At 75.2% G+C, this 13,582-nt stretch carries 10 protein-coding genes and 1 pseudogene; 5 read left to right on the top strand and 6 right to left on the bottom strand.

All coding sequences use genetic code 11. From position 1 onward, the window contains the following. Positions 1–47: 47 nt before the first annotated feature. Genes AB0L40_RS13820 through AB0L40_RS13830 form a run of 3 tightly spaced genes read left to right on the top strand, consistent with a single transcriptional unit; the run spans position 48 to position 3,570 of the window. A complete protein-coding gene (locus AB0L40_RS13820) occupies positions 48–1,856 on the top strand; it encodes a zinc ABC transporter substrate-binding protein (RefSeq protein WP_364355146.1) in 1,809 nt (602 codons plus the stop codon). After that, positions 1,853–2,698: a metal ABC transporter ATP-binding protein gene (locus AB0L40_RS13825; RefSeq protein ID WP_364355149.1), complete on the top strand. Its 846-nt coding sequence runs from the start codon at positions 1,853–1,855 to the stop codon at positions 2,696–2,698. Before AB0L40_RS13820 ends, AB0L40_RS13825 begins: the two co-directional genes overlap by 4 nt. Beyond that, positions 2,695–3,570, top strand: a complete 876-nt coding sequence (locus tag AB0L40_RS13830; protein WP_364355152.1) for a metal ABC transporter permease — start codon at positions 2,695–2,697, stop codon at positions 3,568–3,570. Before AB0L40_RS13825 ends, AB0L40_RS13830 begins: the two co-directional genes overlap by 4 nt. A gap of 519 nt (positions 3,571–4,089) precedes the next feature. On the opposite strand, the gene zigA is transcribed toward AB0L40_RS13830, so the two are convergent. The 4 genes from zigA to AB0L40_RS13850 all read right to left on the bottom strand — a co-directional run bounded on the left by zigA (position 4,090) and on the right by AB0L40_RS13850 (position 8,811). Beyond that, positions 4,090–5,355 carry a zinc metallochaperone GTPase ZigA gene (gene zigA / locus AB0L40_RS13835; RefSeq protein ID WP_364355155.1) on the bottom strand — a complete coding sequence of 422 codons (1,266 nt, stop codon included), beginning with the start codon at positions 5,353–5,355 and terminating at the stop codon, positions 4,090–4,092. Positions 5,356–5,632: 277 nt separating this feature from the next. Next, complete coding sequence (locus tag AB0L40_RS13840; protein ID WP_364355158.1) at positions 5,633–5,941, bottom strand: hypothetical protein; 309 nt, start codon at positions 5,939–5,941, stop codon at positions 5,633–5,635. 152 nt (positions 5,942–6,093) lie between these two features. After that, positions 6,094–7,305, bottom strand: a complete 1,212-nt coding sequence (locus AB0L40_RS13845; RefSeq protein ID WP_364355161.1) for an acyl-CoA dehydrogenase family protein — start codon at positions 7,303–7,305, stop codon at positions 6,094–6,096. A 210-nt stretch (positions 7,306–7,515) separates the two neighbouring features. Next, the gene (locus AB0L40_RS13850) at positions 7,516–8,811 is read right to left on the bottom strand and encodes an acyl-CoA dehydrogenase family protein (protein WP_364355170.1); all 1,296 of its coding nucleotides are present in this window, start codon (positions 8,809–8,811) and stop codon (positions 7,516–7,518) included. Between the two features lie 328 nt (positions 8,812–9,139). Between AB0L40_RS13850 and AB0L40_RS13855 the strand changes: the two are divergent. Both AB0L40_RS13855 and pepT read left to right on the top strand, forming a co-directional pair. Further along, positions 9,140–9,628, top strand: a pseudogene (locus tag AB0L40_RS13855) (VOC family protein). Positions 9,629–9,721: 93 nt separating this feature from the next. Then, on the top strand, positions 9,722–11,056 hold the full coding sequence (gene pepT / locus AB0L40_RS13860; RefSeq protein WP_364355164.1) for a peptidase T: 1,335 nt from the start codon (positions 9,722–9,724) through the stop codon (positions 11,054–11,056). 129 nt (positions 11,057–11,185) lie between these two features. On the opposite strand, the gene AB0L40_RS13865 is transcribed toward pepT, so the two are convergent. Together AB0L40_RS13865 and AB0L40_RS13870 are read right to left on the bottom strand one after the other, a co-directional pair. Then, entirely contained in the window at positions 11,186–12,892 is a 1,707-nt protein-coding gene (locus tag AB0L40_RS13865) for a S8 family serine peptidase (protein WP_364355167.1), read from the bottom strand. Positions 12,893–13,091: 199 nt separating this feature from the next. Next, on the bottom strand, positions 13,092–13,550 hold the full coding sequence (locus AB0L40_RS13870) for a GNAT family N-acetyltransferase (RefSeq protein WP_364355173.1): 459 nt from the start codon (positions 13,548–13,550) through the stop codon (positions 13,092–13,094). Between the last annotated feature and the right edge of the window lie 32 nt (positions 13,551–13,582).

Genomic DNA, 13,582 nt, shown 5'->3' on the forward strand with positions numbered 1-13,582 from the left:
AGGTAAGCTGCGCCGTTCGGGGCGACGGACGTCTCCCGATCGCCCCGATGCTCGAGCCGTTCACCCTCCCCTTCGTGCAGCGCGGCCTCTGGGAGGTCCTGCTGCTGGCCGCAGGCGCCGGCGTCCTCGGAACGTGGATCGTCCTGCGCGGGCTGTCGTTCTACGCGCACGGCGTGGCCGCGGCGACGTTCCCGGGCCTGGTGCTCGCCGCGGGCCTCGGGTTCGCCGGGCCGCTCGGGGCGCTCGGGGTCGCGCTCCTCTTCGCGCTGACCGTCGGGCGCCTGGCCGCCCGCGACGGCGGCGGCGACCACAGCACGCTGACGGCGATGGTCCTCGTCGGGGCCCTCGCGGCCGGCGTGATGCTCGCCAGCGACGCGTTCCCCCGCGCCACGAACGTCACCTCCCTGCTCTTCGGCAGCCTGCTGGTGATCTCCGACCGTGACCTCGTGATCGCCGGCGTGGTCACCGTCCTCGTGCTCGGCGCGTCGCTGGCCCTCGGGTCCCGCTGGCTCGCCGTCGGCTTCGACCGGCCCGGCGCCCGCGGCCTCGGCGTCCGCGCCGGCGGCCCGGACGCCCTGCTGCTGCTCCTCGTCGCCTTGGTCGCGGTCGCGACGCTCAGCGCCGTCGGGTCGCTGCTCTCCGCGGCGGTCATGGTGATTCCCGCCGCGACCGTGCGGCCATGGATCGCCCGCCTGCGGGCCTGGCAGCTCTGGACCGTCGCCGTGACCGCGGTCGAGGGCGCCTGCGGCCTGTGGCTCTCGGCCCGCACCAACGCGCCGCCCGGCGCGACGATCGCGGTGCTCGCCGGGGTCGCGTTCGCGATCTCGGTGTTGGCGCGCGCGCTGCACGACCGCGGCACGCGCCGCGGGCGGACGGGCCCCGCGGCCGCGCTGGCGGTCGTCGCCGTGGTGGGCCTCGGCGTCGCGGGCTGCGGCGGCACGACGACCGCGACGAAGGCCGGCCGGCTGCGCGTCGTCGCGACCACGACCCAGCTCGGGGATCTGGCCCGGGAGGTCGGCGGGGACGCGGTCGACGTCCACCAGGTGCTGCGCCCCGGGAGCGACCCGCACGAGTACGAGCCGCGCCCCACGGACGTCGCGGAGACCGCTCGCGCGAAGGTCGTCCTCGCCTCCGGTCTCGGGCTCGACGACTGGGTCCGCGACGTCGCGGCGCAGGGCGGGTCGGACGCGTCGATCGTCGTCGTGGGCGACCACGTCCCGACCGTGCTCGCCGGCGACGAGGAGCACGAGCACGCCGTCGGCGGGCACGACGGCGAGGCCGGCCACGACCACGGCGAGGACGACCCGCACTGGTGGCACGACCCCCGGAACGTCGAGGCCGCCGTCGCCACGATCCGCGACGCCCTGGTCGCCGCCGACCCCGCGAAGGCGCCGGCGATCCGCCGCAGCGCCCGCGCGTACCTGGCGAAGGTCCGCGCCCTGGACGCGGGCATCGCGCGCTGCGTGGCGTCGGTGCCGCGGTCCGAGCGCACCCTCGTGACCAGCCACGACGCCTTCGGCTACTTCACCCGGCGCTACGACGTCCGCGTCGTCGGCGCCGTCATCCCCTCGCAGACGACCCAGGCGCAGGCCTCGGCCGGCGACGTCGACCGCCTGGCCGCCCTGGTCCGCCGGGAGCACGTCCGCGCGATCTTCCCGGAGGCCTCCGTGAACCCCAAGCTCGCCGACGCGCTGGCGCGCGAGACCGGCGTCACCTCGTCGCTGACCCTCTACGGCGACACGCTCGGCGACCCGGGCAGCGACGGCGCCACGTACCTCGGGATGGAGCGCCACAACGCCGACGCGGTCGTCCGGGGCTTCACCGGCGGCGCGCGAGGGTGCAGGATCTCCCTGTGAGCGCGCGCCCGTCCCCCGACGCCGTCCCGGGCGCGCCCGGCCCCCCGGACCCGGGCGCCGTCGTCGCCGGCCCCGCCGGGACCCCGCGGACGGCCGACCCGGTCGCGCCGCTCCTGCGCCTGCAGGGCGTCGGCGCCGGCTACGACGACGACCTCGCCCTCCGCGACGTGACGTTCGCCGCCGCGCCGGGCGACCGGATCGCGGTCCTCGGACCCAATGGCGGCGGCAAGACGACGCTGTTCCGGGTGATCCTCGGCGAGCTCGCCGCCCGGACCGGCACGCTCGACGTCGCCGACGACGTCGCGGTCGTCCCGCAGACCGAGCGCTCCCGGCTGGACTTCCCCGTGTCCGCCACCGACGTCGTCCTGATGGGCACGATCGCCGGCCGGCCGTGGTGGCGGGGCCCCGGCCGCCGCGACCGCAAGGCCGCCCGCGAGGCGCTCGTGGCCGTCGGTCTGGGCGACCGCGCCGACGCGACGTTCGGTGCGCTCTCCGGCGGCCAGCGCCAACGCGTCCTGGTCGCCCGGGCGCTCGTGCGCCAGGCGCGCATCCTGCTGCTCGACGAGCCCTACCGCGGCCTCGACACCGCGAGCGTCCAGCGCCTCGACGAGCTGATCTCGACGCTCGCCGCCGAGGGCCGGACGCTCCTGATCGCCACCCACGACGTCGCCCAGGCCCGCGCGTGGGACCAGGTCCTCTGCCTGAACGGCCGCCAGGTCGCCTACGGCCCGCCGGCGGCGACGCTGACCGCCGAGACGCTCGCGGGCACCTACGGCGGCGAGCTCCTGCGGGTCGACCACGACGGCGAGCTGGCGGTCGTCGCCGAGCACCACTGCTCGTGACCGACCCCGCCCTCATCGCCTCCGTCCTCGACGGCCTCGTCGACCCGTGGCGCAGCGGCATCATGCAGCGCGCGCTGGTCGAGGTCGTCCTGCTCGGCGCGACCGGGGGCCTGCTGGGCTGCTGGATCGTCTGGGGCGGGCTGTCGTACAGCGCCGAGGCGCTCCCCCACGCGATGTTCCCCGGGCTCGTCGGCGCCGCGCTGCTCGGCGTGCCGCTGGTCCTCGGCGGCGCCGTCGGGCTCCTGATCGCCGCGCTCCTGATCGCCGCGGCGTCGCGCGTGCCGAGCCTCGACCGCGACACGTCGATCTCCGTCGTCTTCACGTCGATGTTCGGGCTGGGCACGCTGATGGCCCTCTCGCCGGATACCCCGACCGGCGTCTCCGAACTGCTCTTCGGCGACGTCCTCGGCCTGACGAACGGCGACGTGGCGGTCGCCGCGGGCCTGACGCTGTTGATGCTGATCGCCCTGCGGGTGCTCCACCCCCGGCTGCTGGCCACGACGTTCGACCGCGACGGCGCCCGGGCCGCGGGCCTGCGCCCCGGCGTCACCGACGTCGCGCTCGTCGCCCTGATCGCCGTCGCGACGCTCGTCTGCGTCCAGGCGCTCGGCAACCTCTTCGTCGCGGCGACCCTGGTCGCCCCCGCCGCCACCGCCCGCATCCTCGGCCGGCGCCTGGTGACGACGATGGCCATCGCGGTCGGCGTCGCGCTGCTCTCGGGCGTGGGCGGCCTCCTGCTCTCGTACCACGCGGGTACCGCGGCGGGCGCCTCGATCGCGGGCGTCACCGTCGCGATCTACCTGGCCGTCGCGGCCGGCGCGAGCCTCCGCGACGCGCTGCCGGCCCGGCGCCGGCGGGCACCGGCGGGCTGAGGGGCAGGCTCGGGGGTCGGCTGACCGGCGACCGGCGACCGGCGACCCGACCGGCGACCGACGGACCGTCGTGCCCCGTCGCGAAGGGGTCCCGGGACGCCGGGCGGTTCCGAGCGCGAGCGGCCCGCCGGGAGGGCCGGCGGGCCGCTCGTCACCAGCGTTGCTACCTGCCAGGAAGGTTTCCTGGTGGGCGTGGCCGGGGTGGCCCGCGAGCCGGCGCGGCCAGCCGGGGGCACCAGCGTTGCTACCAGCCAGGAAGGCTTCCTGGTCGGCGCGGCCGGGGCGGCCCCGCGAGCCGGCGCGGTCGGCGGCGGTCACCAGCGTTGCTACCTGCCAGGAAGGTTTCCTGGTGGGCGTGGCCGGGTCCGGTCTCAAGCCGCCGCCGCCACCAGCCTTGCTACCTGCCAGGAAGGTTTCCCGGTCGGCGTCACGGGCCCCGTCCCGCCCGGCCCGACCTGACCGCCCGGCCCCGCCTGACCCGCCCGGCGCGGCCTGGCCCCCGGCGCACCCCGGCGCCGCCTACGCCGCCTGCGCGCCCTCCGCCACCTCGTGCCCGTGGTGGTGCATCGCGTCGGTGCCCCAGCGCGGCCACGGGTCCGGCAGCGCCCGGCCCCAGCGCGGGCCGCGGGCCAGCTCGTCGTCCGTCAGCAGGGCGGCATCGAGGCGCGCGACGAGCTCCTCGCGGTCCACGCGCTGGCCGATGAAGACGAGCTCCTGGCGGCGGTCGCCGAACTCCGGGTGCCAGTCGGCGGCGAGGCGCGCGCGCAGCTCGTCCGGCCAGGCGCCCTCGGGCTGCGTCGCCCACCACGTGCCGACCGCCCCGAGGTTGAGGATCGGGCCCGCGGTCGACCACTCGCCGACGATGGCCGGGCGGCTCGCGAGCCAGAAGAAGCCCTTCGACCGGACGACGCCCGGCCACGCCTCGTGGACCGCGTCCCACAGCCGCTGTGGGTGGAACGGGCGGCGCTGCCGGTAGACGAAGCTGCCGATCCCGTACTCCTCGGTCTCGGGCTCCTCCTCGCCGCGCAGCACCTGCAGCCAGCCGGGGTGCTCGGCGGCCGCGTCGAAGTCGAACCGGCCCGTGTCCAGCAGCTCGGCCAGCGGGACGTCGCCGTGCTCGGCGCGGATGATCCGGGCGCCGCGGTTGAGCTGCCGCACGACGTGCTCGGTGCGCGCCAGGCGCTCTTCGTCCACGAGGTCGCATTTCGACAGGACGACGAGGTCCGCGAACTCGACCTGGTCGATCAGCAGGTCCACGACGGTCCGCTCGTCCTCCTCGCCGAGGCTCTCGCCGCGCGACGCGATGTCGTCGGTGGACCCGAGGTCGTCGACGAACCGGGCCGCATCGACGACCGTGACCATCGTGTCGAGACGGGCGACCGACCCGAGGCTGACGCCGTCCTCGTCCTCGAACGTGAACGTCTCGGCCACCGGCAGCGGCTCGCTGATCCCGGTCGACTCGATGACGAGCGCGTCGAAGCGGCCCGCGGCGGCGAGCCGTCCGACCTCGAGGAGCAGGTCCTCGCGCAGGGTGCAGCAGATGCAGCCGTTGCTCATCTCGACGAGCTGCTCGTCGACGCGCGACAGGGCGCTCTCCCCCGTCGTGGTCCGATCCACGAGCTCGGCGTCGATGTTCACCTCGCTCATGTCGTTGACGATCACCGCCACCCGTCGGCCCTCGCGGTTGGCCAGCAGGCGGTTGAGCACGGTGGTCTTGCCGGCCCCGAGGAAACCGGAGAGGACGGTGACGGGCAGGCGGCCGTCGTCGCTGCGGGAGATGGTCATGCACTCGACTATATGAGATTGAGTCCTATCATTGTTTTATTCGGCCACGAACGCGCCGGCCGTGCCCCGCCGTCGCCGGGCCGCGGGGTCGGCCGACCACCGTCGCCGCGTCGCGACGCAGCCGGCAGCGGCCGCAGCCGGGCCGGAGCACCGGCCCCGATCGCGCAGCGTCGGCCGGCGAGGCGTCGGCCACAGTCTCAACCGACCGCGGCGCTAGCCGACCCCAGCGCCACCCGGCTGCGGCGCCAGCCGACCGCGGCGTCAGCCGATAGCGGCGTCAGCGCGCCGCAGCGTCCTGCCGGACCGGCACGGACACCGCGAGCCGGGCGACGGACCCCGGCGATGGCGCGGCGGGGACGCGCGCGACCGCCGCCGGTCGGGCGGCCGCCGCGGACGGCGTCGCCGCCACGTGCGACGACGAGCCGAGCAGGCTCGCCGCCAGGACCCCGCCACCCATCAGCGAGCGCCGGACGATCTTCTTCGTCCGCGGGCCGGTCAGGGCCGGGAACCGGGTCTCGAGCCACATCCGCATGCCGGACGCGCCCGCCACCGCCGTCATCGCGCCCGCGGCGCACTGGATGCACATGCGCACATCCAAGCACGCGAACCTGAAGATACGGATGAGATCGATCCCCATATAGCTCCCCCGCGGCTCGCACGCGTTGCCGAGCCCGGCGGGCAACCGGCCGGCGCAGCGGACCTGACCGTGCGGCCGCACAGTCGGCGCGCGAGCCGCCCCTACTTCAGCTCGGCGGAGCTCTTCTTCAGCAGCTGCCGAGCGATGATCAGCAGCTGGATCTGCTGGGTGCCCTCGAAGATGTCGAGGATCTTCGCGTCGCGGGCCCACTTCTCGAGCAGGTCCGCCTCGCTCAGGCCGACGGAGCCGCAGAGCGCCACGCAGCGCAGCGCGACGTCGGTGCCGGTGCGCCCGGCCTTCGCCTTGGCGTACGAAGCGTGCAGCGAGTTCGGCAGCCGGTTGTCGGCCATCCACGCGGCGCGCATCGTCAGGAGCCGCGCGGCCTCGACGTCGGACTCGAGCTCGAGGAACGTCTGCGCGGCGCCGGTCTGCAGCGCGGCGGGCCGGTCGTAGTCGATCGTGACGCCGGCCTCCTCCAGCTGCTCGCGGGTGAAGTCGAGCGCGGCCTCGGCGACGCCGACGGCCATCGCGGCCACCAGCGGCCGGGTGTTGTCGAACGTCTGCATCGCGCCGGCGAACGACTTCTTCGCGTCGATCTCCGGCGTGCCGAGCAGGTTCGCGGCCGGCACCCGGCAGTCGACGAGCTCGAACTGCGCGGTGTCCGACGCCCGGATCCCGAGCTTGTGCTCCAGGCGGATCAACTGCATGTTCGGGTTGCTGCGCTCGACGACGAACGACTTGATCGCCGCGCGGCCCTTGGAGAGGTCCAGCGACGCCCAGACCACGACCAGATCGGCGCGCTCGCCGGAGGTCACGTAGATCTTCGTGCCGTTGAGGACGTACTCGTCCGTGGCCTCGTCGTAGCGGGCGGTGGTGCGGATGTTCGCCGAGTCCGAGCCGACGGACGGCTCGGTGATCGCCATCGCGGCCCACTTGCCCTCGAAGCGCTCGAGCTGCTCGTCGGACGCCACGGAGGCGATCGCCGAGTTGCCGAGGCCCTGACGCGGCATCGTCAGCGTCAGGCCGACGTCGCCCCAGCAGGTCTCCATGACCGACAGCGCGGTCGACATGTTCGTGCCGTTGCGGTTGCCCTCGCCGGTGTCCTTCGTCGCCCGCACGCCGGTGGCGCCCGCGCCGCCGGACCCGGAGTCGTTCAGGCCGTCGATGAGCGCCGCGAGCATGTCGAGCTCCTTGGGGTACTCGTGCTCGGCGGTGTCGTACTTGCGCGAGTTCGGGCGCAGCACCTCGCGAGCGACCTGGCGGGCCTGGCCGATCAGCGGCGCGAACTTCTTGGGCGATTCGAGATTGATCATTCGGATCCTTGGTCTTCGGGAGGCTGTGGAGCGACGGCACGCCGTCGTCCCTGGTCGGAGAACCGGGTGCCCCGTGCCTCGTCGCAGTCCGACGCGATGCGAACCCGAGAAGCACGGGGCGGGGCCCGGTCCCCGTCCGGGTGCCCCGTGCCTCGTCGCAGTCCGACGCGATGCGAACCCGAGAAGCACGGGGCGGGGCCCGGTCCCCTGTCACACGAGGAGGGCGCCTTCCATGACTCCGGCGGCCCGCAGGTCGCGGTACCAGCGTTCGACGGGGTGGTCCTTCACGTAGCCGGCGCCGCCGAGCATCTGGACGGCCTGGGAGCCGATCTCCATGCCCTTGGCGGCGGTCAGCTGCCGGGCCAGGGCGGCCTCGCGGGCGAACGTCTTGCCCATGTCGGCGCGGCTCGCCGCGCGGTAGGTCGTCAGGCGCAGGCTCTCGAGGTCGATCGCCATGTTCGAGACGGTGAACGCGACGCCCTGGCGGTGCGAGACGGGCTCGCCGAACGCCTCGCGCTCGTTGACGTACGGGATCACGTGGTCGAGCGCCGCCTGCGCGGTGCCGGTGGCCAGCGCGGCCCAGGCGATGCGCCCCAGGCGGATCGCCTCGGCGTAGACGTCGGGGTCGCCGCCGCCGAGCAGCGCGGAGGCAGGCACGCGGACGTCCTCGAGCACCAGCCGGCCGCTCGCCGCGGCGCGCAGGCCCATCGCGGGCTCGGGCTCGGTCAGCACGCCGGCCGACTTCGACTCCACGAGGAACAGCGCCGGGCGGTCGTTGAGGTCCGCCGCGACGACGAACAGCTCGGCGGAGCCGACGTGCGGGACCAGCGACTTCACCCCGGAGAGGACGTAGTCCTCGCCGTCGCGGGCGGCGGTCGTCCGCAGGGCGAACGGGTCGAACAGCGGGCGCGGCTCCTGGACCGCGAGCGCGGCGGTCGGGACGTCCTCGCCGACGAACTCCGGCAGGTACGTCGCCTGCTGGTCCGCGTCGCCCCAGAGCCCGAGGGCCGTGGAGACGGCCGCCGGAGCCAGGACCGCGAAGGCCAGACCGAGGTCGCCGTGCGCCAGCGCCTCGGCGAGCAGCACGGAGGTCACGGCGGAGCGCTCCTCGACCGCGCCGCCGGCCTCCTCGGGCACGCCGAGCATCGTCGTGCCGATCTCGGTGCTCTTCGCGAGCAGGCCCTCGGGAGTGGCCGCGGCCGCGTCGGCGGCCTCGGCCGCGGGGCGCAGCTCGGTCGCCGCGAACTCGCGCGCGGCCGACTGGATCATCTCCTGCTCGTCCGTGGGCGTCAGGTCGAAGAGGCCCGACGCGGGGCGCGCGGGCTTCAGCCGCGACGCGCTGCCGCCGCCGGAGCGCTTGGCGAACGTCCGCCCCACGGTCCCCGCGGCCTGGAAGCCCCGGTGGGCGGCGACGCGCACGACGCGCTCGCTGGTGTGCCGGGCTCCGATCCGGTCGACGAGCTCGGAGCCCGCGAAGCGGTTCAGGGCGCGGAGGCCCAGGGCCATCCCTCGGTCGGTCAGGTTCATCTCGTGGCGTCCGGGTCGGAGTCGTGTCGGGCGGCGATCGGCGGCGGCGACGCGCCACGACCGTGCTTTCCTACCCAGGGTAGCAGTCTGGTGCACACCTGTGCAGGCGATCGTACCGCCCGCGGGCCGCGTCGCTGCCGGCGCCGCCGCGCGCCCTCTCGCCTCCCCCACCCGCGCGTTCGAGCCCCGTGGACCGCCCAGGCCTCCCCCCCCCTCACGCTCCGGCCTCGCGGGCCGCCCACCGATGAGTCCCGGACGCCGCAGCAGTCCTGGACCCGAGACCCCGAGACCCGCACGAGGACGACCTATGCCCGCCATCAGCGCCCCCAGGATCACCCCGAACCTCTGGTTCGACACCGAGGCGGAGGACGCCGCGGCGTTCTACGTCTCGGTCTTCCCGGACGCCCGGGTCGTCGAGACCCACCGCTACGGCCCCGCCGGCCCCCGCGAGGAGGGCACGGTGATGCTCGTGATCTTCGAGCTCGGCGCCACCCGTTTCTGCGCGATCAACGGCGGCCCGCAGTTCACGTTCGACGAGGCCGTCTCGTTCGAGATCACCTGCCGGGACCAGGACGAGGTCGACCGCTACTGGGCGGCGCTGACCGCCGACGGCGGCGCCGAGAGCTAGTGCGGCTGGTGCAAGGACCGCTTCGGCCTCTCGTGGCAGGTCGTCCCGGAGGGCATGAGCGAGATCCTCGGCGACCCGGACCGCGACCGCGCCACTCGGGCGATGACCGCGATGCTCGGCATGCGCAAGCTCGACGTCTCCGCGCTGCGGGCGGCGGCGGACGGCTGAGGGCCGACTCCCCACGCGACCGGCCGCGGACCGGGACGCCCGACGGCCACCCGGACCCCGGAGGCTGCCGGCCCGGTGTGGCAGGCTTGCTGCATGGCCGTCACCTCCGTCCCCCGCGCGCCGTTCACCTCCCCGCTGGCCGAGGAGCTGGCCGAGGGGCTGCTCGAGCGGTTCACGCGCTACGCCCGCGTCTCCACCCAGTCCGACCGCGAGGGCACGGAGAGCCCGAGCAGCGCGCGCCAGCTCGACCTCTCACGGCTCCTCGTCGGCGAGCTCGAGCAGATCGGGCTGACCGACGTGGTCCTCGACGACGACGGCTACGTCTACGCGACGCTCCCGGCCACCACGCCGGCGGCGCCCGGCGGCGCCCCCTGGCCGGTCGTCGGCCTGATCGCCCACGTCGATACGAGCCCCGACGCGCCCGGCGAGGGCGTCGAGCCGCTCGTCCACCGCGCCTACGGCGGCGGCACGATCACGCTCCCGAAACACGACACCGTCCTCGACCCCGAGCGGATGCCCGAGCTCTCCGCCCGGGTCGGCCACGACCTCGTGACCTCCAGCGGCGACACGCTGCTCGGCGCGGACGACAAGGCCGGTGTCGCCGAGATCGTGACCGCCCTGGCGCACCTCGCCGCACATCCCGAGCTGCCCCGTCCGACGCTGCGCGTCAGCTTCACGCCCGACGAGGAGATCGGCCGCGGTGCCCACCGCTTCGACGTCGCCGGTTTCGGCGCGGTCTGCGCCTACACGGTCGACGGCTCCGAGCCGGGCGAGCTGCAGGACGAGACGTTCACCGCCGCCGAGGCGATCGTCACGATCGAGGGCCACGACGTCCACCCCGGCTTCGCCACCGGCAAGCTCGTCAACGCGTCGCGCCTGGCGGCCCGCATCGTCGCCGCCCTGCCGCCCGACCTGACGCCGGAGGCCACATCGGGCCGCGACGGGTTCATCCACGTCTACGAGACGACCGCGACCGCCGCGCGCGCCGAGATCCGGGCGATCGTCCGCGACTTCGACGACGACCTGCTGGCGCAGCACGCGGACCTCCTGCGGTCGATCGTGGCCGAGGTCGCCGCCGACGAGCCGCGCGCGACGCTGACGGTCGAGATCACGCCGCAGTACCCGAACATGCGCGAGCACATCGCGCGCTTCCCGGCCGTCGTCACCGCGGCCGAGCGCGCGATCGCCGGCGAGGGCCTGACCGTCGTCCGCACCGCGATCCGCGGCGGCACCGACGGCTCGCAGCTGAGCGCGATGGGCCTGCCGACGCCGAACGTCTTCACCGGCGGCCACGAGTACCACTCCGTCCGCGAGTGGGCGTCCCTGCAGGAGATGGCCGCGGCGTCGGCCACCGTCGTCCGGATCGCCGAGGCGTGGACGGCGGACGACCTCGTCGCGGCCGCGGCCGCGGGCCACCTGCCGGGCTGAGGACCGCGCGACCGCGCCGACGGCCACCGCCACAGGCAGGTCCCCGTGGCGTGGTCGCCACGGTCCGCCGGGTCCTGGGACGCGGCGGCCGCCGTCCGGCTCCGTCGCCGACGCCCGACAGCACGACGCTCAGCGGCCCCGCAGTTGCGCGGCCTGCAGCGCGTTCACCGAGCCCGCTCCGAAGAACGAGTTCGCACCGGGCGGCCCGACGCACGTCGCGGTGTAGAGCGCCGGGTCCAGCTCCGGATCCGGGTACGTCTGCACGCCGCCCGCCGGGCAGGCGGTCGGCGTCGCGGTGCGCTCCAGCGACCGCTCCGTGATCCGCGGATCCAGCGTCACGCCGCCGTTGCGACGATCGCGCCGCCCCTGCGCCGCGACGACCAGCGCCGCCACGCCCGCGGCGTGCGGGCTCGCCATCGAGGTGCCCTGCAGGTACTGGTAGTAGGACGTCGTCCCGCCGCTGGTGTCGCGCACGACGAACGGGGTCGTCGGCGCGCCGGCCGCGTCGACGTCGCCGACGGCGCGGGCGACGCTCTCCGGGTACGGCGCGAGGATGCCGTTCTGCGGCAGCCGGTAGCGGTCGGTGCCGAAGAAGTCGCGGGTGTCGCCGCCCGGCGCGGAGACCTGGGTCTCCTTGCGACTCCAGTTGGAGTAGTACGCCTTGCGGCCGCTGGGCCCGGTCGACGACACGCCGACCACGCCGTCGGTCTCGGTCGGGACGCTGAGGCAGCCGTTGTCGATGGTCCGCTCGTAGGCGGCGTCCGGCGGGTAGTCCGGGGACGTCCCGTCGGTCGTCGGCGCGTCGATGTCGGTGTTCTCGTTGCCGAGCGCCGCGACGGGCAGCACGCCCTTGGACCGCGCGTAGTCCACGGCGCGCTGGACCGCGACGATCGTCGTGCGCTGCTGGGCGCGCGCCGCCGGCGAGTCCGCCGCGTTGGACCGGCAGTTGTAGAGCCACGGGTCGACGTAGAAGCTCATGTTCACCACGTCGACGCCGTGGTCGGCGGCGTAGGTCAGCGCGTCGACGGTCGGCTGCGCGAAGAAGTAGCCGGAGTCCTGCCCGGCGCGCAGGTTGACGATGTCGGCCTGCGGGGCGACGCCGGCGATGCCGGTGCCGTTCAGGGGCGCCGCGATCGTGCCGGCGACGTGGGTGCCGTGGCCGTCCTCGTCGACGTCCGCGGGGTCGCTGCAGGAGCCGTCCGGATCCTCGGCGCACGGGCCGTCGATCAGCGGGTCGTCCGTCGTGAAGTTGCGCGACAGCGCGCGGTCGAAGTTCGGCGCGATGTCGGGATGGGAGCCGTCGACGCCGGTGTCGATGATCCCGACGCGAACGCCCTCGCCCTGGTCGAAGCGGTAGCTCTGCTGGGCGCCGGCGCCGATCGACGCCATGTCCCACTGCAGCGGCGCGAGCGGCTCGACGCCCGTCGCCGGCGGGTTCGGCGCCGGCGGCCGGCCGCGGAGGCTGTCGCGCAGCGGCTGGTCGCGCTCGAGCAGCCGCTGGCGGGCGATCCGCCGGCCGGAGGCGGAGCGGGGCGTGGCCTTCGGCACGCTGCCGACGACGTGGCGCTCGGCCGCCGCCGTGATCGTGCGCGTGCGGACGGCCCGTCCGGCGAAGCCCTCGGGGGCCCGGACGCTGCCGACGGCGACGGCGCGGTTGTAGGTCTGGACGCGGCCGCCGGCGGCCTCCACGGCGGCACGGAACGTCCTGCTGGGCGTGCCGTCCTTCGCGACGACGGTGTACTGCCGCGCGCGGGGCGCGGCGGACGCTGGGACGGCGGCGACGGCGCACACGGCCGTCGTCAGCGCACCCAGCGCGACTGCTCGGGGGAGCTGCATGAGGGGGGATCCTCCTGGTCACGTCCGGCGGGGGGACCGGACTGGAGTCACCCTCGCACAGCCACCGCGCGCCGATCATCCGTCGTGGGTCCAACCCCGGAGGCCCCGGTTGGGCCATCGGGAGGGGCGGCGCCGGAAGCATCGCCCGAGCGGAGGCGCGCCAGCGGCGCGGGCCGGCACCGCTCCGGCGACGCCGCGCTCAGCGGTCGACCTCGTCCGCCAGCAGCGCCCAGCGCTCGTGGTCCCGCCAGTCGCCCGCGATGTAGAGGTAGCGGGGCGAGAAGCCCTCGCGGCGGAAGCCGAGCCGGCGCACCAGCGCGAGCGAGCGCGCGTTGGACGGCTGGACGTTGGCCTCGACGCGGTGCAGCCCCAGCGGGCCGAACGCGTGGCCGACCACGAGCCGGATCCCCTCGGTGAGGTAGCCACGCCCCTCGTACCCGGCCATCGCCTCGTACCCGAGGTAGGCGTTCAGGAAGACGCCGCGGAAGATCTGCGACAGCGTCGCGCGGCCGACCAGGGCGTCGTCGGTGCGACGCAGGATCAGGAAGCCCGCGGTCTCCGGGCCGGCGGCACGCTCCACGTAGGCGGCGAAGGCGCAGCGGCGGATCACAGGCGACACGATCGAGGGCTCCGCGATCCAGCCCGGCGCGGTCGACATCCCCGGCACCGCCCCGCGCCCCGCGCCGACCC

This window comes from Patulibacter sp. NPDC049589 (genome assembly GCF_040675535.1).
Taxonomy (GTDB): Bacteria; Actinomycetota; Thermoleophilia; order Solirubrobacterales; family Solirubrobacteraceae; genus Patulibacter.

Bases quoted from the DNA above. Each gene is read 5' to 3' on its own strand.
- AB0L40_RS13820 (WP_364355146.1), top strand. From the start codon at position 48: ATGCTCGAGCCGTTCACCCTCCCCTTCGTGCAGCGCGGCCTCTGGGAG.
- zigA (WP_364355155.1), bottom strand. From the start codon at position 5,355: ATGACCATCTCCCGCAGCGACGACGGCCGCCTGCCCGTCACCGTCCTC.
- AB0L40_RS13840 (WP_364355158.1), bottom strand. From the start codon at position 5,941: ATGTGCATCCAGTGCGCCGCGGGCGCGATGACGGCGGTGGCGGGCGCG.
- AB0L40_RS13845 (WP_364355161.1), bottom strand. From the start codon at position 7,305: ATGATCAATCTCGAATCGCCCAAGAAGTTCGCGCCGCTGATCGGCCAG.
- AB0L40_RS13850 (WP_364355170.1), bottom strand. From the start codon at position 8,811: ATGGCCCTGGGCCTCCGCGCCCTGAACCGCTTCGCGGGCTCCGAGCTC.
- pepT (WP_364355164.1), top strand. From the start codon at position 9,722: ATGGCCGTCACCTCCGTCCCCCGCGCGCCGTTCACCTCCCCGCTGGCC.
- AB0L40_RS13865 (WP_364355167.1), bottom strand. From the start codon at position 12,892: ATGCAGCTCCCCCGAGCAGTCGCGCTGGGTGCGCTGACGACGGCCGTG.
- AB0L40_RS13870 (WP_364355173.1), bottom strand. From the start codon at position 13,550: ATGTCGACCGCGCCGGGCTGGATCGCGGAGCCCTCGATCGTGTCGCCT.